25 protein-coding genes are annotated in these 22,796 nt (G+C 69.5%); 14 read left to right on the forward strand and 11 right to left on the reverse strand.

Features of this window, described 5'->3' with window-relative positions; translation table 11 throughout:
- Window positions 1–53 precede the first annotated feature (53 nt).
- On the forward strand, window positions 54–323 hold the full coding sequence (gene rpsO, locus AC6CH0_RS17140) for a 30S ribosomal protein S15 (RefSeq protein WP_022893496.1): 270 nt from the start codon (window positions 54–56) through the stop codon (window positions 321–323).
- Between the two features lie 115 nt (window positions 324–438).
- Here the strand turns inward: rpsO and AC6CH0_RS17145 are convergent, their stop codons facing one another.
- The gene (locus AC6CH0_RS17145) at window positions 439–987 is read right to left on the reverse strand and encodes a CGNR zinc finger domain-containing protein (RefSeq protein WP_498103070.1); all 549 of its coding nucleotides are present in this window, start codon (window positions 985–987) and stop codon (window positions 439–441) included.
- Window positions 988–1,079: 92 nt separating this feature from the next.
- On the opposite strand from AC6CH0_RS17145, the gene AC6CH0_RS17150 reads away from it, so the two are divergent.
- From AC6CH0_RS17150 to AC6CH0_RS17160, 3 genes are read left to right on the forward strand one after another with little or no spacing between them, the layout of a single operon-like run.
- Entirely contained in the window at window positions 1,080–2,084 is a 1,005-nt protein-coding gene (locus tag AC6CH0_RS17150) for an EamA family transporter (RefSeq protein WP_498103072.1), read from the forward strand.
- A 9-nt stretch (window positions 2,085–2,093) separates the two neighbouring features.
- Entirely contained in the window at window positions 2,094–2,981 is an 888-nt protein-coding gene (locus AC6CH0_RS17155; protein WP_498103074.1) for an LLM class flavin-dependent oxidoreductase, read from the forward strand.
- A gap of 45 nt (window positions 2,982–3,026) precedes the next feature.
- A complete protein-coding gene (locus AC6CH0_RS17160) occupies window positions 3,027–3,644 on the forward strand; it encodes a hypothetical protein (RefSeq protein WP_498103076.1) in 618 nt (205 codons plus the stop codon).
- Between the two features lie 30 nt (window positions 3,645–3,674).
- On the opposite strand, the gene AC6CH0_RS17165 is transcribed toward AC6CH0_RS17160, so the two are convergent.
- Complete coding sequence (locus tag AC6CH0_RS17165) at window positions 3,675–4,052, reverse strand: thioredoxin family protein (RefSeq protein WP_498103078.1); 378 nt, start codon at window positions 4,050–4,052, stop codon at window positions 3,675–3,677.
- Window positions 4,053–4,173: 121 nt separating this feature from the next.
- Between AC6CH0_RS17165 and AC6CH0_RS17170 the strand changes: the two genes are divergently transcribed.
- Window positions 4,174–5,142, forward strand: a complete 969-nt coding sequence (locus tag AC6CH0_RS17170) for an alpha/beta fold hydrolase (protein ID WP_498103080.1) — start codon at window positions 4,174–4,176, stop codon at window positions 5,140–5,142.
- A 4-nt stretch (window positions 5,143–5,146) separates the two neighbouring features.
- Here AC6CH0_RS17170 and AC6CH0_RS17175 read toward each other — a convergent pair whose 3' ends face one another.
- Window positions 5,147–5,953, reverse strand: coding sequence for a glycosyltransferase family 2 protein (locus AC6CH0_RS17175; RefSeq protein ID WP_498103082.1), 807 nt, complete (start codon window positions 5,951–5,953; stop codon window positions 5,147–5,149).
- Between the two features lie 197 nt (window positions 5,954–6,150).
- Between AC6CH0_RS17175 and AC6CH0_RS17180 the strand changes: the two genes are divergently transcribed.
- The 3 genes from AC6CH0_RS17180 to AC6CH0_RS17190 all read left to right on the forward strand — a co-directional run bounded on the left by AC6CH0_RS17180 (window position 6,151) and on the right by AC6CH0_RS17190 (window position 9,687).
- Window positions 6,151–7,722, forward strand: a complete 1,572-nt coding sequence (locus AC6CH0_RS17180; protein WP_498103084.1) for a M28 family peptidase — start codon at window positions 6,151–6,153, stop codon at window positions 7,720–7,722.
- A 184-nt stretch (window positions 7,723–7,906) separates the two neighbouring features.
- Window positions 7,907–9,055, forward strand: a complete 1,149-nt coding sequence (locus AC6CH0_RS17185; protein ID WP_498103086.1) for an LLM class flavin-dependent oxidoreductase — start codon at window positions 7,907–7,909, stop codon at window positions 9,053–9,055.
- Between the two features lie 2 nt (window positions 9,056–9,057).
- The gene (locus tag AC6CH0_RS17190) at window positions 9,058–9,687 is read left to right on the forward strand and encodes an FMN reductase (RefSeq protein ID WP_498103088.1); all 630 of its coding nucleotides are present in this window, start codon (window positions 9,058–9,060) and stop codon (window positions 9,685–9,687) included.
- On the opposite strand, the gene AC6CH0_RS17195 is transcribed toward AC6CH0_RS17190, so the two are convergent.
- Both AC6CH0_RS17195 and AC6CH0_RS17200 read right to left on the reverse strand, forming a co-directional pair.
- On the reverse strand, window positions 9,662–10,315 hold the full coding sequence (locus AC6CH0_RS17195; RefSeq protein WP_498103090.1) for a DedA family protein: 654 nt from the start codon (window positions 10,313–10,315) through the stop codon (window positions 9,662–9,664). The two genes, AC6CH0_RS17190 and AC6CH0_RS17195, sit on opposite strands and share 26 nt — an antisense overlap.
- A 113-nt stretch (window positions 10,316–10,428) precedes the next feature.
- Window positions 10,429–10,635, reverse strand: coding sequence for a dodecin family protein (locus AC6CH0_RS17200; RefSeq protein ID WP_498103092.1), 207 nt, complete (start codon window positions 10,633–10,635; stop codon window positions 10,429–10,431).
- A gap of 208 nt (window positions 10,636–10,843) precedes the next feature.
- Here AC6CH0_RS17200 and AC6CH0_RS17205 point away from each other — a divergent pair, with 208 nt between their 5' ends.
- A complete protein-coding gene (locus AC6CH0_RS17205) occupies window positions 10,844–12,937 on the forward strand; it encodes a glycosyltransferase (RefSeq protein WP_498103094.1) in 2,094 nt (697 codons plus the stop codon).
- Window positions 12,938–12,943: 6 nt separating this feature from the next.
- On the opposite strand, the gene AC6CH0_RS17210 is transcribed toward AC6CH0_RS17205, so the two are convergent.
- A complete protein-coding gene (locus AC6CH0_RS17210; protein ID WP_498103096.1) occupies window positions 12,944–13,135 on the reverse strand; it encodes a DUF5302 domain-containing protein in 192 nt (63 codons plus the stop codon).
- 436 nt (window positions 13,136–13,571) lie between these two features.
- Here AC6CH0_RS17210 and AC6CH0_RS17215 point away from each other — a divergent pair, with 436 nt between their 5' ends.
- Window positions 13,572–15,854 (forward strand): polyribonucleotide nucleotidyltransferase, encoded by a 2,283-nt coding sequence (locus tag AC6CH0_RS17215; RefSeq protein WP_498103098.1) that lies wholly within the window; start codon window positions 13,572–13,574, stop codon window positions 15,852–15,854.
- A gap of 82 nt (window positions 15,855–15,936) precedes the next feature.
- On the opposite strand, the gene AC6CH0_RS17220 is transcribed toward AC6CH0_RS17215, so the two are convergent.
- From AC6CH0_RS17220 to AC6CH0_RS17230, 3 genes are all read right to left on the reverse strand, one after another.
- Window positions 15,937–16,158 carry a hypothetical protein gene (locus tag AC6CH0_RS17220; protein ID WP_498103100.1) on the reverse strand — a complete coding sequence of 74 codons (222 nt, stop codon included), beginning with the start codon at window positions 16,156–16,158 and terminating at the stop codon, window positions 15,937–15,939.
- A 6-nt stretch (window positions 16,159–16,164) separates the two neighbouring features.
- Window positions 16,165–16,815 carry an ArsR/SmtB family transcription factor gene (locus AC6CH0_RS17225; protein ID WP_498103102.1) on the reverse strand — a complete coding sequence of 217 codons (651 nt, stop codon included), beginning with the start codon at window positions 16,813–16,815 and terminating at the stop codon, window positions 16,165–16,167.
- 112 nt (window positions 16,816–16,927) lie between these two features.
- Window positions 16,928–17,386, reverse strand: a complete 459-nt coding sequence (locus AC6CH0_RS17230; protein WP_498103104.1) for an Lrp/AsnC family transcriptional regulator — start codon at window positions 17,384–17,386, stop codon at window positions 16,928–16,930.
- A 166-nt stretch (window positions 17,387–17,552) separates the two neighbouring features.
- On the opposite strand from AC6CH0_RS17230, the gene pdhA reads away from it, so the two are divergent.
- Genes pdhA through AC6CH0_RS17250 form a run of 4 tightly spaced genes read left to right on the forward strand, consistent with a single transcriptional unit; the run spans window position 17,553 to window position 21,514 of the window.
- Window positions 17,553–18,737, forward strand: coding sequence for a pyruvate dehydrogenase (acetyl-transferring) E1 component subunit alpha (pdhA, locus tag AC6CH0_RS17235; protein ID WP_498103106.1), 1,185 nt, complete (start codon window positions 17,553–17,555; stop codon window positions 18,735–18,737).
- Entirely contained in the window at window positions 18,734–19,744 is a 1,011-nt protein-coding gene (locus tag AC6CH0_RS17240) for an alpha-ketoacid dehydrogenase subunit beta (protein WP_498103108.1), read from the forward strand. The genes pdhA and AC6CH0_RS17240 overlap by 4 nt, the downstream gene beginning before the upstream one ends.
- Window positions 19,745–19,749: 5 nt before the next feature.
- A complete protein-coding gene (locus AC6CH0_RS17245; protein WP_498103310.1) occupies window positions 19,750–21,159 on the forward strand; it encodes a dihydrolipoamide acetyltransferase family protein in 1,410 nt (469 codons plus the stop codon).
- Window positions 21,160–21,202: 43 nt separating this feature from the next.
- Window positions 21,203–21,514: a 4a-hydroxytetrahydrobiopterin dehydratase gene (locus AC6CH0_RS17250; protein ID WP_498103110.1), complete on the forward strand. Its 312-nt coding sequence runs from the start codon at window positions 21,203–21,205 to the stop codon at window positions 21,512–21,514.
- A 58-nt stretch (window positions 21,515–21,572) separates the two neighbouring features.
- On the opposite strand, the gene AC6CH0_RS17255 is transcribed toward AC6CH0_RS17250, so the two are convergent.
- On the reverse strand, window positions 21,573–22,055 hold the full coding sequence (locus AC6CH0_RS17255; RefSeq protein ID WP_498103112.1) for a GNAT family N-acetyltransferase: 483 nt from the start codon (window positions 22,053–22,055) through the stop codon (window positions 21,573–21,575).
- Window positions 22,034–22,639 carry a TetR/AcrR family transcriptional regulator gene (locus AC6CH0_RS17260; protein ID WP_498103312.1) on the reverse strand — a complete coding sequence of 202 codons (606 nt, stop codon included), beginning with the start codon at window positions 22,637–22,639 and terminating at the stop codon, window positions 22,034–22,036. The genes AC6CH0_RS17255 and AC6CH0_RS17260 overlap by 22 nt, the downstream gene beginning before the upstream one ends.
- Window positions 22,640–22,796: the final 157 nt, after the last annotated feature.

Raw genomic sequence — 22,796 nt, forward strand, 5'->3', positions numbered from 1 at the left:
CCCAGGCATTCGGCCACGGGCAGCGCGCAACGAAGAGAAAGGGGATCCCATCTATGGCACTTGAAGCTGATGTCAAGAAGGCGATCATCGAAGAGTACGCGACCCACCCCGGTGACACTGGATCCCCCGAGGTCCAGATCGCGCTCCTCACGAAGCGCATCAAAGACCTCACCGAGCACCTGAAGGAGCACAAGCACGACCACCACTCGCGTCGTGGCCTGCTCCTCCTCGTCGGTCAGCGTCGTCGTCTGCTCGGCTACCTCGCCGATGTGGAGATCAACCGCTACCGCAAGCTCATCGAGCGTCTCGGTCTGCGCCGCTAAGCAGAGTCGTCTCTGCGGCTCTCGTTGATACCGCGAACTTCTTCGAACGGGTCGTCACCTCCGGGTGGCGGCCCGTTTCGCGTGACCGCCGGGTGGTGTGCCGGCGATCGCGCGGCTACTCGCCGACGCGCGCGCGATGCGCCCGTGCGGCCATGCGATTGCCGCAGCGCGTGCTGCAGAACCGGCGCGACGCGTTCTTCGACAGGTCGAGGAAGACGCCGGCGCAGTCCTCGGCATCGCAGCTGCGGAGGCGGTCCATGCTGTCGGCCCGGATGACGTCGACGAGTGCCATCGCCGCTTCGACGAGGATGCGTTCGGCGAGGGGGGCGTCCTGCGAGGTCGCGTGCACGTGCCAGTCGAGGTCGTCGTGCCGCACGAGGCGAGGGGTCGCGTGGGCCTCGGCGAGGATCGCGTTCACCTCGGTCACGGCGTCGTCGCGATCCAGTCGCCAGAGCGCGCGGAGGCGGTCTCGCGCTGCCGCCACCTCGGCCACTTCGGAGGCGTCGCCGTCGCGGCGGCCGGAGTACCACCAGGCATCGAGCACGGCCGACAGCTCCTGCGGCGTCGAGAGTTCGTCGACGCCGGATTCGGAGGCTTCGGGCACCGTGTCGGCCAGTGCGGCGACGAAGCCGAGCGCGGCGATCGTGTCATCGGTGAAAATCATTTGACTCCTGACGGTGGTACCGAGTAGCGTCACGAGCATAACGCTGTTCGGTCATGACGTGGCCTCGGCGCCCCGATGCGAAGGAGACGTGGATGCGCGGTTCGAAGGGCCTGCTCGGCATCGTGCTCGGCCTCGGGGCGGGGCTCGCATTCGGCGCGGGCGGTGCGGTGGTGAAGCCGCTGCTCGAATCGGGCTGGTCCCCGGGGGCCGCGGTCTTCGCCCGAATCAGCGTCGCCGCACTCGCCCTCATCGTGCCCGGGCTCATCGCCCTCCGCTTCGACCTCCGGCCGCTCTGGCGGGCACGCTGGACGGTACTCGCCTACGCGCTGATCGCCATCGTCGGCACGCAGGTCGCGTTCTACGCGTCGATCGCGCTCATTCCGGTGAGCACGACCCTGCTCATCGAGTACCTGGCACCCGTCGCGCTCGTGCTCCTCGCCTGGGCGCGGCAGCGCCGTGCGCCGCAAGCCGTCGTGCTCGTGGGCTCAGTGCTCGCGATCGCCGGCCTCGTGCTGGTCATCGGCCCGGGTGGCGAGGGGCTCGACCTCGTCGGGCTCCTGCTCGCGGGCGTCGCCATGATCGGGGTCTGCGTCTACTACGTGCTGGGCGAGCGAGCGGATGCGTCGGTGCCGCCGATCGCGCTCGCTGCGAGTGGATTCGTGGTCGGTGCCATCGTGCTCGGCGGTGCAGGCGCACTCGGCATCGTGCCGTTCTCCGCGAGCTTCGTCGAGGTGCCGTACTTCGGCACGATCGCCCCGTGGTGGGTGCCGGTGCTCACGGTCGGCCTCGTGTCGACCGCGTTCGCCTATGTCGCCGGCATCAGTGCGATCCGCCTCCTCGGTGCACGGCTCTCCTCGTTCCTCGGGCTCTCCGAGGTGATCTTCGCGGCGATCGTCGCGTGGTTGGTGCTCGGCGAGGCGGTCGGCCCGCTGCAGGCCCTCGGTGGGCTGCTCATCCTCGGCGGCATCGTGCTCGTGCGATTCGAACGACCCGGGGGCACGACAGGGGGCGCTGCGGATGTCGCGCTCGAGATCGATCTCGTTCCCGTTCCCGTTCCCGTGAGCCCACGGCCACGTGGCTCGCGCGCCACTGCCTAGACTCTGAACATGCGCTTCGGCATCGTCATCCTCCCGCAGCACGACTGGCCCGACGCCGCCCGTCACTGGCGCGGCGCCGAGCAGCTCGGCTTCGATCACGCCTGGACGTACGACCACCTCTCGTGGCGCGGCCTCGCGGGAGAGCGATGGCACGCGACGGTGCCGACGCTCACCGCGGCGGCGATGGTCACCGAACGCATCCGCCTCGGCACCTTCGTGGCGAGTCCGAACTATCGGCATCCGGTCCCCTTCGCGAAGGAGGTCGCAACCCTCGACCAGCTCTCGGGCGGTCGCCTGATGCTCGGCGTGGGTTCCGGGGGCACGGGTTTCGACGCCTTCGTGCTCGGCCAGCCCGAGTACACGCCGCGGCAGCGCCTCGAGCGGTTCACCGAGTTCGCCGAGGCGCTCGACGTGCTGCTTCGATTCGAGCGGTCCGGCTCCGACGGCATCTCCTTCGAGGGCGAGTGGTTCACGGCATCCGGCGCCCGCATGGTCGGCGAGCCCGTGCAGCGTCCTCGCACCCCGTTGCACCTCGCCGCCGAAGGCCCAAAGGGGCTGGAGGTGGCGGCGCGGCTCGGTGACGGCTGGGTCACGACCGCCGGTACGGTCGACGACGACGACGCGTGGTGGCGACGCGTGGCCGAGCTGGCGTCTCGGCTCGACGATGCCTGCGCCAGGGTGGGCCGCGACGCCTCGAGCATCGACCGCATCCTCTCCCTCGACTCCGAGCCGCGCTACAGCCTCTCGAGCACTGCCGCCTTCGAAGACGCGGTCGGCCGGGCGACCGAGCTCGGATTCACCGACGTCGTCGCGCATTGGCCGCGCGAACACGGGCTCTACGCCGGCGACGAGTCGGTGCTCGACGAGGTGGCGCAGTTCATGAGCGACGCCCGCTGAGGGCGGGCGCCGAGACATCCGCCCGCTCGCGATAGCCTGACTCCCATGCCTGCGCCCCGCTCGAAGCCCCTGCTCGCGTGGGAGCCACTCCCGTTCCTCGTCGTGCTGGTGCTGCTCCTCGCGACGGGCATCGTGCGTCCGAGTGCCGCGCCCTGGCTGTTCTGGCCGTTCGTGCTGCTGATCGTGGCCGCCGTCGCGTGGCTCGTGGTCGTTCTCGTGCGTGGTGCGCGACCCGCGAATCCCGACCGCTGGGGCGACCTCGCCGATCTCGACGGGATCGAGCTCGTGGCTGCGTCGCCTGTTGAACGCGCGGTACGCACGGTCGTGCCCGTGACCGACGCGCATCGCCACCAGGCGGCGATCGAGCTGGCCCGCCTGCACGGCGGAACCGCGCAGCAGGCCGTGCTCGTGCCGCGCGCGAGCCGCTGGCTCTCCCGACGGTACCGGGTGGGCGTGCAGCTCGTCGCCGGCGGTGATCGGCCACGCCATGCCGGCTTCCTCGGTGAGGTGGCCGACGATCGGTGGCGCGACCAGCTCGACGCGCTACGCGATCGCGGCAGGTACGTGCAGGTGCCGGCGCTCATCACCGGCGCCTCGCGGCCCTACGGCGTCGAACTCGACCTCAGCGGGCTCGAACGGCTCGGCAACGGTGCCGAGGGCTGACAGCCCGCGCCGACGCGAGCTCGGACCCGGTCAGGCGGTCGCCTCGGCAGCTTCCTGCTCGGCGAGGTCGGCCCGCACCCGCTCCATGTCGAGCGCACGAACCTGCGAGATGAGGTCGTCGAGCGTCGGCCGCGGCAGGGCGCCGGCCTGGGCGAAGACGCCGATGCCGTCTTTGAACGCCATGATCGTCGGGATCGACGTGATGTTCATGGCCGCGGCGAGCTGCTGCTGGTCTTCGGTGTCGACCTTCGCGAATGTGAGGTCGGGGTTGGCCTCGGACGCAGCCTCGTAGTGCGGTGCGAACTGCAGGCACGGGCCGCACCACCCCGCCCAGAAGTCGACGAAGACGGTGCCGCCCTCGAGGATCGTCTTCTCGAAGGTGTCCAGGGTGAGTGCCACGGTAGCCATGCTTCCAGCCTAGGCGCGCTCGCTGTGCTCGTGCCCGGTACCGGCTTCGAGCGAGCTGTGCGCGCCGAGATCGCTCGGCGGCAGCCACCCTGAGGTGGGCGGTCGCCGGTATCGTGAAGCCGTGGTCGCATTCGGAGGCGCTCTCGGTTCGTTCCGTCGACGCGGCGCGATCGTCGATGGGCGATCGGAGCCCGGGTCCGCGGTCGATGCCGCGCGGCTCGCCGACGAAGCGATCCCCGACCTCGACTGGCGCGTGTTCCCGGCCGAGACCGAGCACTCGATCTTCGCGGCGCCGAGTGGTGCGCTCGCGCGAGTCGCGCTCGGCCCGCGTTCGGGCCCGCGCATCGTGCTCGTGCCCGGGGCCACGGGTTCGAAAGAAGACTTCGTGCTGATGATGCCGCTCCTGGCCGAGGCCGGCTACCGGGTCGAGTCGTTCGATCTGGCCGGTCAGTACGAGTCGTGGCGTGCAGGACCGTGGAACCTCGATCCGCCGCGCACGAGCTACGACCAGCAGCTGTTCCTCGACGACCTGCTCGCTGTGCTCGACGACGGCGCCGGCGCGGCGCACGTGCTCGGCTACAGTTTCGCCGGCACGCTCGCCGAGCTCGCCCTGCTGCAACGGCCCGACCGCTTCGCGAGCCTCACGCTGCTGAGCGCGCCGCCCGAGCCTGGCCAGGCCTTCCGCGGCGTCAAGCGCATCGGCCAGATCAGCGGGTTCACCTCGCCGCACCAGGGCGCAACGCTCATGCTCTGGGGAATCCGAAACAACCTCAATCGGGTGCCGCCGCGCCGCCTCGAGTTCGTGCGCGACCGGTTCGCGCTGACCCGCCGCGAGAGCGTCGACGACATCATCGCGCTCATGATGCAGACGCCCGATCTTCGTGCCGAACTCGCCGCCGCACCGGTTCCCAAGCTCGTCGCGGTCGGCGAGCACGACCTGTGGCCTCGCAGTCTTCACGAGCGGTTCGCCCGCCGGATCGGCGCGCACCTGGCGGTGTATCCCACGGGGCACAGTCCCTGCGAGACGGCGCCGCATCAGCTCGTGCGCGACATGCTGACGCTGTTCGCCGCAACCGACGCCATTCCGTGACCGATCAGACCGGGAGCGTCTCGTCGCCCTCGCGATCGCCCGCGGGCGTGCCTGGTGGATCGATCACGGATTCCCACACCCAGGCCGGTGCACGTCGGCGCTCGGCGCGTCGCGCGAGTGGCGGCCACTCGCGTGATTCCACCGACATCGTGTGGAACGCCATCCGCACCCGTCGCGAGAGGCCCTCGAAACTGTCGAACGGCCGCGCAGAGACGCCGACGACGAGTCGGCGATCGCGCACGACGGTCATGCCCGGTCGCATCCACCACGCCAGGTCGAGGTCATCGTGCACGTCGGCCCGGTCGCGGTGCACCACGTCGCGAAGTTCACGCCACGCATCGGCCCTGATGGCGTAGTTCGACCCGAAGATCGGCGGGTGCCCGAGCAGCGCTCCGATCACCGTGAAGTAGCCGCCGATGTAGATGTTGCGCGCGACCCAGCGCACGGCGGCGTTCCGACCGTAGAACGCGCCGCCGTTCGTGACGACGGCGGGTCGGTCGGAGCTGCTCATGCGCCGCTCGATCTCGGCGATCCAGTCGGGAGCAGGCACCGAGTCGGCGTCGAGCCGTGCAAGCACGGCACCGGATGCCGCGTCGAAGCCCGCCGCGGTCGCCGGCCAGATGCCGCGCAGCGGTTCGCGCACGACCCGCGCGCCGGACCGCCGCGCGATGTCTGCCGTGGCGTCCGTGGAGCCGTTGTCGACCACGATGATCTCGTCGGCGGGGCGAAGCTGCCGTGCGAGCGCGTCGAGGCAGGCCGCGAGATAGCCCGCATCGTTCAGGCTCGGGATGATGACCGAAATCGTGCCCATCACGGCGAGTCTAGCCACCACTTCGTCGTGCGACGCACGTTCGCTGCGTCGTGGTGGCCGAATGGGAATGGGGGCTGTCGCGCGCGCACAGCCAACACATATGCTGGCCCCCAGCCGGGGGTCGACGGAGACGTACCGGTTCGGAAGGGACGACGATGTATCCATCTGCAACACTTTCCAGACGTGCCAGGACGGCGATGATCGCAACCGCGGCGATCGCCGGAATGGCACTCGTGCCGACCGGCGCGGCGATGGCGGCGCCATCGGGCGCCGGGTGCGACAACCGCACGAACAACACGTACCAGAAGCTCCTCGAGTGCGTCCGCGTCGACGGCGTCATGGAGCACCAAGAGGCCCTGCAGGCCATCGCGGATGCCAACGACGGCAACCGCGCCGCGGGCACCACCGGCTACACCGAGAGCGTCGACTACGTCGTCGAAACGCTCGAGGCAGCGGGTTGGAGCGTCGAGCTCGACGAGTTCGACTTCACCTACGTGCCACCGCCCACCCTTCAACAGCTCACGCCGGTTGCCGCGGACTACGAGTCGGCGGTCTTCACGGGTACGGGGTTCGGCGACATCAGCGGCGACGTGGTGCCGGTCGACATCATGCTCGCGCCGCCGCGTGAGCCCGTGACGAGCGGTTGTGAAGACAGCGACTTCGCCGGGTTCCCGGTCGGGTCCATCGCGCTCATCCAGCGCGGCACGTGCGAGTTCGGCGAGAAGGCGATCAACGCGCAGGAGGCCGGCGCGACCGCCGTCATCCTCTTCAACCAGGGCAACACCGAACTCCGGTCCGGACTCCTGACGGGCACGCTCTTCGGCGTCAACCAGACGCCGCTGTCGATCCCGGTGGTCGGCGCGAGCTTCGCCGACGGCGCCGCGCTCGCTCAGGCGAACTCGACCGCGCGAGTCGCGGTCCTCTCTCCTGAGCCGCGTCCGCAGGTCAACGTCATCGCCGAACTGCCGGGCAAGAACGACGCCAACGTCGTGATGGCCGGAGCGCACCTCGACTCGGTGCAGGCCGGTCCGGGCATCAACGACAACGGCAGCGGCTCCTCGGCGCTCCTCGAGGTCGCGCAGCAGATCTCGAAGCTGCAGCCCGAGAACACGATCCGCCTCGCATGGTGGGGTGCCGAAGAGAGCGGACTGCTCGGCTCGCGTGCCTACGTCGCCGATCAGGTCGCGGCAGGCACGCTCGATGAGGTCGCGCTCTACTTGAACTTCGACATGGTGGCCTCGCCCAACTACATCTTCATGGTCTACGACGGCGACGAGTCCGGATGGCCGGCGCCGGTCGTCGTGCCCGAGGGATCGGTGCAGATCGAGGACCTGTTCGAGAGCTATTACACATGGGCGGGCGTGCCGTACGACGACGCCGAGTTCAGCGGTCGCAGCGACTACCAGGCGTTCATCCAGAATGGCGTGCCCGCGGGCGGCCTGTTCACGGGCGCCGAAGTCGTGAAGACCGAGGAGCAGGCGTCGATCTGGGGCGGCACCGCCGATGCGCAGTACGACCCGTGCTACCACCTCGCCTGCGACACGATCGATAACCTCTCCCTCGACGCGCTCGACGTCAACACCGATGCGATCGCGACGGCGGTGCTCACGTACGCCTACTCCACCGAGACCGTGAACGGCGTCGTCGGCAAGAAGGTACCCGGCGGATTCACCCTGCCGGCACCGGGCGGCCCCGAGGGCACGGTCAACCTTCCCGGTGGAGGTGGACTCGCACCCGATCACGGCCACGATCACGATGATGTCGACTGAGGTCGACTGACGCCGGCTGAGAGCGGCAACACGGGGCGGGCAGGCCATGGGCGTGCCCGCCCCGTTCGCGCGCCTGCGCGGGTGGAACCGATCGGGAATACTGTGCAGGAGACATCCGTTTGCTCAGATGTATGCAAAAGCATGCAATACGGAACTCCCACGAGGATGAGCCCAGGAGGGCACCATGCAGTTCGGAATCTTCACCGTCAGCGACATCACGCAAGACCCCACGACGGGACGTACCCCGAGCGAGCACGAGCGCATCACCGACGTGCTGACGATCGCGCAGCACGCCGAAGAGGTCGGGCTCGACGTCTTCGCACTCGGTGAGCACCACAACCCGCCCTTCTTCTCCTCCTCGCCGACGACGACGCTCGCCTACATCGCGGCGAAGACGTCGAAGATCCAGCTCACGACGTCGACCACGCTCATCACGACGAATGACCCGGTGAAGATCGCCGAAGACTTCGCGATGCTCCAGCACGTGGCCGACGGTCGGGTCGACCTCATGCTCGGCCGCGGCAACACCGGGCCGGTCTACCCGTGGTTCGGCAAGGACATCCGCCAGGGCATCGACCTCGCCCTCGAGAACTACGCGCTGCTGCACCGCCTGTGGCGCGAGGACTTCGTCGACTGGGACGGCAGGTTCCGCACCCCGCTGCAGGGCTTCCAGTCGACTCCGCGACCGCTCGACGACGTGCCGCCGTTCGTGTGGCACGGCTCGATCCGCAGCCCCGAGATCGCCGAGCAGGCGGCCTACTACGGCGACGGCTTCTTCGCGAACCACATCTTCTGGCCGGCCTCCCACACCCAGCGCATGGTCGCCCTCTACCGCCAGCGCTTCGAACACTACGAGCACGGCACCGCCGCCCAGGCGATCGTCGGGCTCGGCGGCCAGGTCTTCATGCGCAAGAACTCGCAAGATGCCGTTCGCGAGTTCCGTCCGTACTTCGACAACGCGCCGGTCTACGGACACGGGCCGAGTCTCGAGGAATTCACCTCGCAGACTCCCCTCACCGTCGGCAGCCCGCAGGAGGTCATCGACAAGACACTCGGATTCCGCGACTACGTGGGTGACTACCAGCGCCAGCTCTTCCTCATGGACCACGCGGGCCTCCCGCTGAAGACGGTGCTCGAGCAGCTCGACCTGCTCGGCTCCGAGGTCGTGCCGGTGTTGCGACGCGAGTTCGCGACAAACCGTCCCGCGTCGGTTCCGGATGCCCCCACGCACACGTCGCTCGTCGCCTCGCGCAACGCCGCAAAGGCCGCCGGCGGGGCGACCGAAGCACCGAAGGGCGCGGCGTTCGGCGCTGCGGCAGTGAAGGGAGCATGACCATGACCACCCGTACCCTCGCCGTCGTCTCGGCCGGGCTCAGCCAGCCGTCGTCGACGCGCATGCTCGCCGACAAGCTCAGCGACGCCACGGTCGCCAAGCTCGCCGAGCAAGGCATCGACACGACGGTCGAGACGTTCGAGCTCCGCGATGTCGCGACCGACGTCATGAATCACATGCTGACGGGCTTTCCGAGCCCCAGGCTCGAGGCGGTGATCGATGCCGTGACCGGCGCCGACGGCCTGATCGCCGTCACGCCGATCTTCACGACGAGCTATTCGGGGCTCTTCAAGTCGTTCTTCGACGTGGTCGACAGCGCAGCCCTCGCCGAGCTTCCGGTCGTGATCGGCGCCACGGCGGGAACCCCGCGGCATTCGCTGGCGCTCGACTACGCGCTGCGACCGATGTTCACCTACCTGCACGCGATCGTCGCGCCGACGGGCGTGTTCGCCGCCACGGGCGATTGGGGCGAGTCCGCCGACAGCGTGAAGACACTGCCCGCGCGCATCGAGCGTGCCGCCGGTGAACTCGCGACGCTCGTCGCGGCGAGCGACCGCTCGGGCCGCGTGCGCGACCCGTTCGCACTCGACCGCCCGTTCGGCCACCTCATCGGGGGTCTGGCGGGGGAGTGACGTCGGAGCCGGGGCCCGCCTCGGCGGCGGCTCCGGCTCGATCGCGCGAACCGAGCATTGCGACGCCCCGATCGACGAGCAGCCCGAGCACGATGGCGATCGGAATCGAGACCGCGATCGCCAGCAGTGGCGAGTCACGGATGACGCCTCCCACGATCGCGCCGATCGCGACGTTGTAGCAGGCCCAGACGAGACCCGCCACTGCCGAGAGCGGCAGGTAGCGACGAAGGGGCACACGACCGGCTCCGGCCGCGAGGTTCACCGCGATTCGGGCGAATGGCACATATCGGGCCGTGAACACCAGCACGGCGGTGCGGCGGTGCACGGCGATGCGGATCCGAGAGATCGCGGCACCGATGCGACCGGTGCGCTGCCACCGCCATCGTTCGAGACCGAGACGTCGCCCGATCAGGTAGCAGAGACCGTCGCCGACGACCGCGCCCGCGGCGGCGACGGGAACGATGACGGCCAGGCTGGGCTCGTCGGTGGTGGCCGAGAGCGCTCCGAGGGCGACCACGGCGGTCTCGCTCGGCAGCACCACCAGGAATGCGTCGCCGACCACGAGGGCGAAGAGCAGTGGAGCGATCCAGGGCGATGCCGCGAGCTCACCGATCCATGCTTCGTCCACCTGCCCGTTCTAACGGCCCCAGGTGAACGGCGGATGTCGCACCGGCCTCGGGCGCAGGCAGCCGGGCGAGAACGTTCGACGCCTCGCCCGGCACACCCGCTTCGCGGGGCCCGTCAGTCGTCGAGCACGAAGGTCACCTCGAGGGTGACCGACCACGCGGTGACCTTGCCGTCGACCGCCTCGACCTTCTGCTCCTTGACCCAGGCACCGCTGACGTTTCGGAGCGTCTCTGCGGCGCGCGCGACGCCCGCGCTGACGGCGTCCTCGAAGCTCGTCTCCGAGCGGACCGTGATGGTGGTGACACGTGCAACGGAAGCCATGGCATTCCTCCTCGAATGATGCGTGCGTGCGTACGACCCCCATCATCCGCCCCGCGCCGCGGGAAAGCGAGGCCTTGACGCGCCTCGGTGCCGCACACGGCGTGATCGGGCGAAGCGCCGGCGAACGGCAGCCGACCAGTCGGTGAATCCTCGGCGCCGGAACCCGATTCCGGCGGCTCGCGGCGCGCGCGGGCCTCACGCTGGAGGCGTGAAGGTCGTCCTCCTCGCAGAATCGTTCCTCCCGCACATGAACGGCGTGACGCACTCGCTCCTGCAGGCGTTGCGCCACCTCGAGCGACGGGGGCACGATGCCCTCGTGATCGCCCCGCGATCCGGGCCGATCGACCACACGCTCTACGGCGCTCGCGCCGTGCTGCTGCCGTCGATGCCGCTGCCGAGCTATCCCGATGTGCGCGTCACGCTCGCGAGCGCCCATCGGCTCGCCGCCGTGATGCGGGCGCACGATGCCGACGTCGTGCATCTCGCGTCGCCGTTCGTGCTCGGCTGGCGCGGGGTGCTCGCGGCAGAGGCGCTCGGCATTCCGTCGGTCGCGATCTACCAGACCGATATCCCGTCGTATGCCGAGCGCTACGGCGTGCCCGGCGCGGCACCCGCGCTCACTCGACACCTCGGCCGCCTGCACCGGCGGGCGACGCTGACACTCGCGCCCTCCTCATCGGCGGTCGAGCGGCTCGAGTCCCTCGGCGTCCCCGACATCCGCCTCTGGCGTCGGGGCGTCGACACCGAGCGGTTCGCTCCGGCTCGGCGCGACGACGCGTGGCGGCACTCCATCGCACCGGCGGGTGAGATCCTCGTCGGCTACGTGGGCCGCCTCGCACCCGAGAAGCAGGTGGAGGACCTCCGCGCGATCTCCGACCTGCCCGGTGTGCGTCTCGTCGTGATCGGCGACGGTCCCTCGAGACCGGTGCTCGAGCGGATGCTGCCGACCGCTGTGTTCACCGGCTTCCTCGGCGGAGACGAGCTCGCGCGGGCGATGGCGAGCCTCGACGTCTTCGTGCACCCCGGCGAGAGCGAGACATTCTGCCAGACCGTGCAGGAGTCGCTGGCGAGCGGGGTGCCGGTGGTCGCGACCGGGCGCGGCGGTCCGCTCGACCTCGTGCAGAACAGCACCAACGGATGGCTGTACCGGCCCGGTGACCTCGACGACCTGCGCGAACGGGTTCGCGATCTGACGGGAGATGCCGCGAAGCGCCGCGTATTCGGCGAGCAGGCGCGCGCGTCTGTGGCGGGGCGCAGCTGGGACCGGCTCGGCGACGAGCTCATCGGGCACTACGAGGAGGCGGTCGGCGGTCGGCTGCCGGCCGCTGCTCCGCCCGTGGCCGGCGATGCCGCCGCGCCGCCGACCATGACGCCGGCCCGGCCACCCGCCGCCCACGCCGCACTCCCGGCATCGATCGTCGCAGCGGCGCGAAACGTGACGCCTCCCGCGACCGCGACTCGACGCTGGCGGCGCTACGTCGCGGTGGGCGACTCATTGACCGAGGGGCTCTGCGACGATTCGCGCATGCCGTCGGGGGAGTACCGAGGCTGGGCCGACCGGCTCGCGATGCTCTTGGCCGTCACGAACTCGGCGAAGACTCCCGTCGGGTACGCGAACCTCGCGGTGCGCAGTCGCCGGGTGCGCGATGTCGCGCAGGTGCAGCTGCCACAGGCCGAAGCGCTCGGCGCCGACCTCGTCTCGGTGCTCATCGGCGGGAACGATCTCGTCGGGCGTCGCGCAGACCCCGAGCAGTTGGCCGCGGAACTCGCTGCTGCCGTGACCCGACTCCGCGCGACGGGCTGCGATGTGCTGCTGGTCACGGCGTTCATGCCGAGAAGGCCGGCGGCGCGCCTCTTCGCACGGCGCTTCACGATCTACAACGCGCGGCTCCGTGAGCTCGCGGCCGCCTCGGGCTCGATGCTGCTCGATGTCGGCGCGCACCCCGACCTCATCGGGAACGAGCGCTGGGCTGCCGATCGCGTGCACCTGAACGCAGCCGGGCATCGCGGCATCGCGTACGCCGCCGCACGGATCCTCGGCGTCCCTGACGCGAGCGAACTCGGCGCGCTGGAACGCGCCGTGCACGATGTCGGCGACGACCAGTCGGTGACCGCTGTCGGCGACCTGGAGTGGCTGCGCCGGCATGCGGTTCCCTGGATGCGCCGTCGGCTTCAGGGTCGGACCGCGGGTGATGGACGCGAGCCGAAGCGGGCCGCACTGCTCCCCGTCATCGCACCGAGCGCGGTTCCGTCGCCGGTCGCGTACGAGAAGGGGCGGCCGTCGGCGTTGTCGACGGACTGAGCCGGATCAGCCGCTCTTGCGGCGGAACTCGCGCTTGTGGTCGGCCGGGCCCTGCGTGTGCTGGGCGCCGCCGGCGGCGTCGAGATGCGACTCGCCCTCGCGCTGCTTCGAGGCCTTGTTCTTGCGGTCGAGGGCCTCGCGGAACTTGCGCTTCGTCTCGTCGGACGGGCCCGGTGTGCTCTGCTCGTCGGAACTCATGCGTTCGAGTCTGGCACGGATGCCGGGGTGCCGCGCACCGCGCGGCATGGCGCGGCGGGCATTTCGAGGCGCGACATCCGCTGTTCACCGGGCGAAATGCCGTGCTCTGCTAGCATGGGAGCGGTTGCCCGATGGGTTGCCGTCGTCTGCAGTGCCGTGAAGCGGCGCGAAGCCGCAGGGCCGCAGACGCACAACTCAAGATCGAGCACTGTGCTCATTCGAGCATTTGGAGCAGGCCGGCAGGAAGCTGGTCCCCTGTGGTGGATTACCGATCGTTGATCGAGTGCGACGAAGTCGTGTATCGAGATTCGAGCGGTGGACTTCTACTGGTGGCCAGCGTGAATGCATCGCCCGATGCAATTCGTATTGCCTGTTCCTGCTCCTCTGTAGAGTCGCGCCCACACGGGGTGCGACGGTAAACAAAGGAGACGACCTCTTGGAAGGTCCTGAAATCACGTTCGCCGAAGCCGTCATCGACAATGGCAAGTTCGGCACCCGCACCATCCGCTTCGAGACGGGACGTCTCGCACAGCAGGCGCAGGGCTCCGCCGTCGCCTACATCGACGAAGAGACCATGCTGCTCTCGGCGACCTCGGTCTCCAAGCAGCCGAAGGAGCACTTCGACTTCTTCCCGCTCACGATCGACGTCGAAGAGCGCATGTACGCCGCCGGCCGCATCCCGGGCTCGTTCTTCCGTCGTGAGGGCCGCCCCTCGACTGAGGCGATCCTCACCTGCCGTCTGATCGACCGCCCCCTGCGTCCCTCGTTCGTCGAGGGCCTTCGCAATGAGGTGCAGGTCGTCGTCACCGTGCTCGCCATCGAGCCCGACGAGTACTACGACGTGCTCGCGATCAACGCGGCATCGCTCTCGACGCAGCTCTCCGGCCTGCCCTTCTCGGGTCCCGTCGGCGGCGTGCGCGTCGCGCTCATCGACGGCCAGTGGGTCGCGTTCCCGAAGTACTCGCAGATCGAAGACGCCGTGTTCAGCATGGTCGTCGCCGGTCGCGTGGTCACCGAGGCCGACGGCTCGCAGGATGTCGCGATCATGATGATCGAGGCCGAGGCCACCGACAACGCGTGGAACCTCATCCAGGCCGGCGGGGTCAAGCCCGACGAGGCCGTCATCGCGCAGGGCATCGAGGCATCGAAGCCCTTCATCAAGCAGCTCGTCGAGGCGCAGCAGTCGGTCGCGAAGACCGCAGCCAAGCCCACGGCCGACTACCCGACGTTCCCGCCCTACCAGGCCGAGACGAAGAGCGTCGTCGAGGCGTTCGCGCTCGAGGAGCTCAAGGGCATCTACCAGGTCGCCGGCAAGGTCGAGCGTCAAGACGCCGACGACGCCCTCAAGGCGCGCGTCAAGGAGCACGTCGCGGCCAAGGTCGAAGCGGGCGAGCTGCCCGAGTCCGCCAACGCCGAGGTCTCCGCTGCGTACAAGTCGGTCACGAAGCACGTCGTTCGTTCGCGCGTGCTCGAAGAGGGTGTGCGCATCGACGGCCGCGGGCTCGCCGACATCCGCCCGCTCGACGCAGAGGTGCAGGTCGTGCCCCGCGTGCACGGCTCGGCCATCTTCCAGCGCGGCGAGACCCAGATCATGGGCATCACCACGCTGAACATGCTGAAGCTCGAGCAGTCGATCGACTCGCTGAGCCCGGTCACCAAGAAGCGCTACATGCACAACTACAACTTCCCGCCCTACTCGACCGGTGAGACCGGTCGCGTCGGGTCGCCGAAGCGTCGCGAGATCGGGCACGGCGCACTCGCCGAGCGCGCACTCGTGCCGGTGCTGCCCACGCGCGAGGAGTTCCCCTACGCCATTCGCCAGGTGTCCGAGGCGCTCGGCTCCAATGGCTCGACGTCGATGGGCTCGGTCTGCGCTTCGACGCTCGCGCTGCTGAACGCCGGTGTGCCGCTGAAGGCTCCGGTCGCCGGCATCGCGATGGGTCTCATCTCCGACACCGTGAACGGTGAGACCCGCTACGCGGCGCTCACCGACATCCTCGGTGCAGAAGACGCGCTCGGCGACATGGACTTCAAGGTCGCCGGCACGTCGGAGTTCGTCACGGCGATCCAGCTCGACACGAAGCTCGACGGCATCCCCGCCTCGGTGCTCGCCGGCGCGCTGACGCAGGCGAAGGACGCCCGCACGACGATCCTCGCCGTGCTGAACGCCGCGATCGACGCGCCCGACGAGATGGCCCCGACCGCGCCCCGCGTGATCTCGGTGCAGATCCCCGTCGACAAGATCGGCGAGCTGATCGGCCCGAAGGGCAAGACGATCAACGCCATTCAAGATGAGACCGGCGCCGACATCTCCATCGAGGAGGACGGCACCGTCTACATCGGCGCGACCGACGGCCCCTCGGCCGAGGCCGCCCGCGCCCAGGTCAACGCGATCGCCAACCCGACCAACCCCGAGGTCGGCGAGCAGTTCCTCGGCACCGTCGTGAAGATCGCCGCCTTCGGCGCCTTCGTCTCGCTGCTCCCGGGTAAAGACGGCCTGCTGCACATCAGCGAGGTGCGCAAGCTCGCCGGCGGCAAGCGCGTCGAGAACGTCGAAGACGTGCTCGGCGTCGGCCAGAAGATCCTCGTCGAGATCACGAAGATCGACGACCGCGGAAAGCTCTCGCTCGCCCCGGTGCTGGCCGAAGACGCCGACACCGAGGGTCGCGAGACCTCCGGCACGCACGCCGAAGAGCCCGCAGAGGGCGCCGACGCGTAGTTCGCAACCGCGAGACACGGATGCCCCGCCCGATTCGTTCGGGCGGGGCATCCGTCGTTTCATCGCCGAAGCGACGCGCTGCCTACATCAGGCCGAAATAGGCCGACGACCGGTAGACCGCGTCGCGCTCGGCCAGGGCAGTCTCGGCGGCGGCCCGCGCCGCGAGCCGGCGCGCGAGGCGATCGCGGTCGATGCGGGCGGCCGCCCGCTCGAGGCCCCAGCTCGCCAGCGTGAGGCCGCCGCGGACCGCCAGGCCGGCGAGAATTCCGGGGCGGCGGGGGAGGAGCGCGGTGTTCATGGTCATCTCATCTCATCTCATGTCTGCGTCCGCTGTCGGCTCTCCGCGCACGAGCGGGAAGGCGTTGATGTGGATCTGCACCGGGCGGGATCCCGGCGTCGGCGACTTCTTGTAGGCGTCGAGGTACTTCTTGAGCACGACGTCGATGTCGGTGACGAGCGTGTGCAGCTGCTCCGGCGTGAGGCGGAGGTTGATCGTGTCGCTCGTCGCGACATCGAGCCACTCGGGTCCGAAGACGTCGTCGCCGTCGGCGACGTATTCGCGGAAGTTCTGCTCGCGCGTGCGGTACCACTCCTCTTCGAGGAACTTCACGGCGAGTCGCTCGGCGCTCCCCGGTGGCAGATTGCGGGCGTCCGGTACGGCGATCGACCCAGGTCGTCGCTCCCACCAGCGCTCGCGGCCCTTGCCGCGCGATTCGTCTTCGCGCACGAGGCCTGCTCGTTCGAGCTGGCGCAGGTGGTAGCTCGTCGAGCCGCTGGACTCGCCGAGCCGCTCGGCCAGGCCGCTCGCGGTCATCGGCCCGTAGGAGGAGAGCTCGTCGTAGATGCGCACGCGAAGCGGGTGGGCGAGGCTCTTCAGGCTGTCGCTCGTGAGCACGTGATCGATGCCGGGATGGCGGGTGCTGCTCGGCTGGGACTCGAGGTCTTCGGCGTTCGTGGACATGATGCAAAGATACCGTTGCAAAGAAAGCTTTGCAAGGGTTTGTTTGCAACTCGTCGGAGTCGGCCTGCGAGGAGACGGCGGCGCGCGGCGCTCGGCGAACGCCGGACGGCGGTCAGCGGTCGAGGAGCGGCTTCAATCGGTACGGGATCAGCTCGCCCATCGCGAGCGAGGTCTCGGTGCGTTCGACGCCGTCGACCGCGAGAATCTCTCCGTCGATGCGGAAGAGGTCGTGCGCATCACGGCAGACGACGCGCACGAGCAGGTCGATCGATCCCGACAGTCCGTGCGCCTGGATCACCTCGGGGATGCGCCCGATCTCGTCGACCACTGCCCCGAGCAGCTTCTGCCGCACGTGCACCGCGATGAACGCCTCGAGCGGGTAGCCGAGCGGCGTCGGGTCCATGCTGCGTTCGAACGAGAGGAAGGCACCGGATGCCTCGAGGCGCGCCATTCGCGCCTGCACCGTGTTGCGCGAGAGCCCGAGCCGGTCGGCCAGTGCGACGACCGTCGCTCGTGGATCGGGGGCGAGTGCCGTGAGGAGCGCTTTGTCGACGTCATCATAACCGGGCATAACGCCACACGATAGCACCCCGAGTGCGACGCCTCCTTTGCAACATGCTCAACGGGTGCGCAGATGGTTGAGCTGTGTGCCATATCGACGTACGCTCTGGGTATCCGGCAGAGCCGCCGGGCGCGGGCAGCCCACGAAGCCAGCCCGCCGACAGCGAGGATCGACGATGACCCCATCCGACCGAGACGCCACCGGGCTCCTCACGCAGAGCGAGGTCACACGGCCCGACGACTTCGTGCAGCTCGTCACTCCCACCGGCGAGCGCCGTTCGAATGCGGAGTTCGACCCCTGGATCACCGACGTCGACCTGGCTGCGCTCGGCCGCCTCTACCGCGACATGGCCATCGTGCGGCGCATCGACACCGAGGCCACCGCACTGCAGCGGCAGGGCGAACTGGGGCTCTGGCCACCGCTCGCCGGTCAGGAGGCGGCGCAGATCGGGTCGGGGCGCGCGCTCCGCGATGACGACTTCATCTTCTCGAGCTACCGCGAGCACGCGCTCGCATGGTGTCGCGGCGTCGAGCCGGCCGAACTGCTCTCGGTGTGGCGCGGCAGCACCGCATCGGGTTGGAACCCGTTCGAGCACGGCATGGCCGTGCCCCAGATCATCATCGGCGCGCAAGCACTGCACGCCACCGGCTATGCCATGGGTGCAGCGTGGGACGGCACCGACACTGCCGCGATCGCGTACTTCGGCGACGGCGCCACGAGCGAGGGCGATGTGAACGAGGCCCTCGTGTTCGCCGCGAGCTTCGATGCCCCCGTCGTGTTCTTCTGCCAGAACAACCAGTGGGCGATCTCCGAGCCGGTCGGCCTGCAGTCCAAGCAGCACCTCGCACGCCGAGCCGACGGTTTCGGCATGCCGGGGGTGCGTGTCGACGGCAATGACGTGCTCGCGGTGCTCGCGGCGACGCGCATCGCCCTCGATCGTGCACGGCGCGGCGCGGGTCCGACGTTCATCGAGGCGGTCACCTACCGCATGGGGCCGCACACGACGGCCGACGACCCCAAGCGCTACCGCACCGACGAGGAGCTGGTCGAGTGGGGAGGCCGCGATCCGCTCGCGCGCGTGCTCGCGCTGCTCGAGGCATCCGGGGTCGACATCATCGGTCTCCAGCGCGACGTCGCCGCCGAGGCCGATCGCGCCGCAGCCGACCTTCGGGCCGCCATCACGACGATCGCCGATCCGGCGCCGCTCAGCGTCTTCGATCACGTCTACACCGAACCCAACAGCCACCTCGAGCGGCAGCGCGAGCACTACACGCGCTACCTCGCGATGTTCGACGCTGCGTCGACGGAGGGCAGTGAGGATGCCGCGGCATCCGCGAGCGCCGAAGGAGACGCACGATGACCACGCTCACACTCGCGAAGGCCCTGAACGCGGGGCTGCGGCGCGCCCTCGCCGATGACGAGAAGGTCGTCTTGATGGGGGAGGACATCGGCACGCTCGGCGGTGTGTTCCGCGTCACCGACGGACTGAAAGCCGAGTTCGGCGCGAAGCGGGTGGTCGACACGCCGCTCTCGGAAGCCGGCATCGTCGGCACCGCGGTCGGACTCGCGTACCGGGGGTTCCGGCCGGTCGTCGAGATCCAGTTCGACGGCTTCATCTACCCGGGCTTCGACCAGATCGTGGCGCAGGTCGCGAAACTGCACTACCGATCGCGCGGCAACGTGCGCATGCCGATCACGATCCGCGTGCCGTTCGGCGGCGGTATCGGTGCGGCCGAGCATCACTCGGAATCGCCCGAAGCCTACTTCGCCCACACGGCCGGGCTCCGCGTCATCGCCTGCTCGAACCCCGCCGACGCGTACGTGATGATCCGGCAGGCGATCGCGAGCGATGACCCGGTGCTCTTCTTCGAGCCGAAGCGCCGCTACCACGTGAAGGGCGAGGTCGACGAGATGGCGAACCTCGCAGATGCCCGCCCGATGGGTGTCGCGACGACGATCTCGAACGGCACCGATGTCACCCTCGTGACGTACGGCGCCCTCGTGCAGACGGCTCGCGATGCGGCCATCGCCGCCGCCGAGGACGGGGTGTCGATCGAGGTCATCGACCTTCGGTCGCTCGCGCCGGTCGACTATGCGACGATCGAGGCGTCGGTGCGGCGCACCGGACGACTCGTGGTGACCCACGAGGCCGGGCAACAGGGCGGGGTGGGCGCCGAGCTCGCCGCCTCGATCACCGAGCGGTGCTTCGAGTTTCTCGAGGCGGCACCCGTGCGGGTGACGGGGCATGACATCCCCTATCCGCCGGCGAAGCTCGAGCGTCACCACCTTCCCGACCTCGATCGCATCCTCGACGGCGTCGACCGCGTGCTCGGCAGGCCGAACTCGATGAGTGGAGTGGAGGCGTGACCGCGATGATCCGCGACTTCGCGTTGCCCGATCTCGGTGAGGGGCTCACCGAATCCGAGGTCGTGGCGTGGCGAGTGGAGGTCGGCGACCGGGTGGAGCTGAACCAGATCATCGCCGACGTCGAGACCGCCAAGGCCGTGGTCGAACTGCCGTCGCCGTTCGCCGGTGTCGTGACGGCGCTGCACGCGGCCGAGGGCGAGACGGTCGAGGTCGGTGCGCCCCTGTTCTCCTGCGACACGGGGGAACCGGCTACCGGGACGGAAGGCGCGGCGGCCTCCAGCGTCGATGAGGCGCCGAGCATGGCCGCCCCCTCGCCCGCGAGCGAGTCGAGTTCCTCGCCGGATGCCGCACCGGGACCGAACCTCGTCGGCTACGGGGCTGCGGCCGAGACCGGCCCGAAGCGCCGTGCGCGTCGTTCAGCGCTCGCCGAAGACCTGGTGCCCTCGGTACCGGAGGCGCCTGAGGTGTCGAGCCACGGCGTCGAGCCGGCACCGTCGGTTCCCACGAGCGGCGTGGCCGCCCGATCCGAGCGACCGCGTTCGACGCCGCCGGTGCGCAAGCTCGCCCGCGATCTCGGCCTCGACCTCGAGACGATCAGCGGCACGGGGGAGCGCGGGCTGATCACGAGGGTCGACGTCGAGCGCGCGGCATCCGGAGTCTCGATGCCGGTGCCCGATGACCTCTCGTCGCTCTCGCCGACCGTCGGAGGCGCAGCGACCGAGACTCGGGTCCCCATCAAGGGCGTGCGCAAGCACACGGCGGCGGCGATGGTGCGCAGCGCCTTCACCGCTCCGCATGTCACCGAGTTCCTGACGGTCGATGTGACAGGCACCATGGCACTGCTTCGGAGCCTTCGCGACGACCGCGAGTTCGCCGGACGAAAGGTGACGCCGCTCACCGTGGCCGCGAAGGCCGTGTGCCTCGCTGCACGCCGTACTCCAGAGGTGAACTCGCGCTGGGACGAGGAGGCGCAGGAGATCGTGCGATTCGGCAGCGTCAACCTCGGCATCGCGGCGGCAACCGATCGCGGACTCGTGGTGCCGAACGTCAAGGGGGCCGAGCGCATGACCCTCGCCCAGCTGGCCGACGCGATCACCGCGCTCGCCGAAACCGCCCGGGCCGGCCGCACGAGTCCCGCCGAGCTCACGGGCGGCACGATCTCGATCACGAACATCGGGGTCTTCGGCATCGACGCGGGCACGCCCATCCTGAATCCGGGCGAGGCGGCGATCCTGGCGCTGGGCGCGGTGCGCAGGCAGCCGTGGGAGCACCAGGGCGAGATCGCGCTGCGCGAGGTGATGACGTTGAGCCTTTCGTTCGATCACCGGCTCGTCGACGGCGCGCAGGGGTCGCGGTTCCTCGCCGATATCGGCACGATCCTCCGCGACCCCGCCCGCGCACTGACCATGCTGTGAACCCGCCGTAGCACGATCGCCGAGACGGCGAGAGGATGGTCGTATGAATGCACGCGACATCCTCTCGCCGGCCGAGACCGCCGACGAACTCTCCGGCTCGCGCTTCGTGCACGTCGACGACCACCTCGTCGTGACCTATTCGACGGCTGACTTCGCGAGCGCCGTGCGGCTGCTCGACGCCGTGGCACTCGTCGCCGACGAAATGAACCACCATCCCGACGTGCGTCTGGGCTGGGGGAAAGTCGTGTTCGAGCTGAGCTCGCACGACGTCGGCGGAGTCACGTCACGCGACCTCGCGCTCGCCCAACGCATCGGCGGCATCGCCACCGAGCAGGGCGCGGGCCCCGGCGCCTGAGGGTCATCGCTCAACGCGGCGCGTTCGAACCGGCCGAGCCCACCGTCGACGACCAGCGTCACGCAAGGAGGTACAGCAGCTCTTCGATCTCGGCGCCGCGACCGCTCGCGTACGCGATGTCGAGCCCGACTCGCCGGAAGCCCAGACGGTCGAGCACCGCAGTCGCGCGGGCGTTGTCGGCGGCGATCTTGGCGTGCACCGGGCGTTCGACGACGTCGTCGAGCAACAGGCGAAGCGCCCGCGTGGCGATGCCGCGGTCCCATTGCGACCGGCCGATCCAGGCCTCGACGAGCCACCCCTCGCCGTCGTGCCGGACGACGAGATCGCCGACGATCTGCCCGTCGGCGCGCACCGTGCGCACTCTGGCATCGGGGTCGCTGATGAGACGCGCCCAGCGTTCGTCGAAGGTGGTGCGATCGTTGGCGTCGTCTGCAGTGAAACCGGCCATGTGCATCGCGACCGGGTCGTGCCGGACGTCGAACAGTGCGTCGAGATCGCCCGCGCGGGTCGCGCGCAGGGTCACGACATGAGGCTCGCCCATGCCATTTCCTCCAGGATGCCGCGGACGGCGCCGTCGGCTGGTCTGCGCCCGGGGATGCGGGCGCTGTGCGGAGTGGAGTTCAGGAGGCCGAAGGCGGCGTGTGCCCGGAACCTGAGCTCCGCCTCGGCCCGATCGGGCCGGAGTCTGGAGAGGGTGTCGACCCAGTGCTCGACGTATCTGCGCTGAAGGAGTCGCACTTCGTGCCGGGCGCCGACGTCGAGTTGTTCGAGTTCCCGGTCTTGCACGAGGATCACGTCGGCGTCGCCGAGCGCGAAATCGACATGGAAGGCGATGAGTTCGCGGAGCGCCGCCGTCGCATCGTTCGCCTCGGTGAGCACGCGCTCGGCGCCGTCGAGCAGGGTGCGGCTCGCGCCCTGGAGGATCGCGGCGAGCACGGCGGCCTTGCCGGGGAAGTGCCGGTAGACCGCGGGTCCGCTCACGCCGACCGCGGCGCCGAGGTCTTCGATCGTGACGCCCGCGTAGCCGCGTTCGGCGAAGAGCGTCGCGGCGGCGGTGAGGATCGCCTGTCGACGGTCGGCCTTCTGCCGGCTGCGTTCGGTCGTGCTCGTCGCGCGCGGGCGCATCAGCTCGTCGGCGAGGACCGCACCGGTGCGGAGCTCGCTGCCGTTCTGCTCGGCTGCGGCGGAAGTGGTTGCCATCTCGGTTAATGCTCGCTAACATCGGGAATCGAGTTAGTGTACACTAACCGAAATCGCGCACCCGCACAAGGGGCCGCGCCGA

This window comes from Agromyces sp. GQ35, from assembly GCF_059758475.1.

Coding starts and splice junctions, on each gene's coding strand:
- AC6CH0_RS17145 (WP_498103070.1), bottom strand. CDS start 987: ATGATTTTCACCGATGACACGATCGCCGCGCTCGGCTTCGTCGCCGCA.
- AC6CH0_RS17160 (WP_498103076.1), top strand. CDS start 3,027: ATGCCTGCGCCCCGCTCGAAGCCCCTGCTCGCGTGGGAGCCACTCCCG.
- AC6CH0_RS17225 (WP_498103102.1), bottom strand. CDS start 16,815: ATGTCCACGAACGCCGAAGACCTCGAGTCCCAGCCGAGCAGCACCCGC.
- rpsO (WP_022893496.1), top strand. CDS start 54: ATGGCACTTGAAGCTGATGTCAAGAAGGCGATCATCGAAGAGTACGCG.
- AC6CH0_RS17180 (WP_498103084.1), top strand. CDS start 6,151: ATGATCGCAACCGCGGCGATCGCCGGAATGGCACTCGTGCCGACCGGC.
- AC6CH0_RS17230 (WP_498103104.1), bottom strand. CDS start 17,386: ATGCCCGGTTATGATGACGTCGACAAAGCGCTCCTCACGGCACTCGCC.
- AC6CH0_RS17165 (WP_498103078.1), bottom strand. CDS start 4,052: ATGGCTACCGTGGCACTCACCCTGGACACCTTCGAGAAGACGATCCTC.
- AC6CH0_RS17210 (WP_498103096.1), bottom strand. CDS start 13,135: ATGAGTTCCGACGAGCAGAGCACACCGGGCCCGTCCGACGAGACGAAG.
- AC6CH0_RS17200 (WP_498103092.1), bottom strand. CDS start 10,635: ATGGCTTCCGTTGCACGTGTCACCACCATCACGGTCCGCTCGGAGACG.
- AC6CH0_RS17255 (WP_498103112.1), bottom strand. CDS start 22,055: ATGGGCGAGCCTCATGTCGTGACCCTGCGCGCGACCCGCGCGGGCGAT.
- AC6CH0_RS17250 (WP_498103110.1), top strand. CDS start 21,203: ATGAATGCACGCGACATCCTCTCGCCGGCCGAGACCGCCGACGAACTC.
- AC6CH0_RS17260 (WP_498103312.1), bottom strand. CDS start 22,639: ATGCGCCCGCGCGCGACGAGCACGACCGAACGCAGCCGGCAGAAGGCC.
- AC6CH0_RS17175 (WP_498103082.1), bottom strand. CDS start 5,953: ATGGGCACGATTTCGGTCATCATCCCGAGCCTGAACGATGCGGGCTAT.
- pdhA (WP_498103106.1), top strand. CDS start 17,553: ATGACCCCATCCGACCGAGACGCCACCGGGCTCCTCACGCAGAGCGAG.
- AC6CH0_RS17155 (WP_498103074.1), top strand. CDS start 2,094: ATGCGCTTCGGCATCGTCATCCTCCCGCAGCACGACTGGCCCGACGCC.
- AC6CH0_RS17150 (WP_498103072.1), top strand. CDS start 1,080: ATGCGCGGTTCGAAGGGCCTGCTCGGCATCGTGCTCGGCCTCGGGGCG.
- AC6CH0_RS17245 (WP_498103310.1), top strand. CDS start 19,750: ATGATCCGCGACTTCGCGTTGCCCGATCTCGGTGAGGGGCTCACCGAA.
- AC6CH0_RS17185 (WP_498103086.1), top strand. CDS start 7,907: ATGCAGTTCGGAATCTTCACCGTCAGCGACATCACGCAAGACCCCACG.
- AC6CH0_RS17220 (WP_498103100.1), bottom strand. CDS start 16,158: ATGACCATGAACACCGCGCTCCTCCCCCGCCGCCCCGGAATTCTCGCC.
- AC6CH0_RS17240 (WP_498103108.1), top strand. CDS start 18,734: ATGACCACGCTCACACTCGCGAAGGCCCTGAACGCGGGGCTGCGGCGC.
- AC6CH0_RS17190 (WP_498103088.1), top strand. CDS start 9,058: ATGACCACCCGTACCCTCGCCGTCGTCTCGGCCGGGCTCAGCCAGCCG.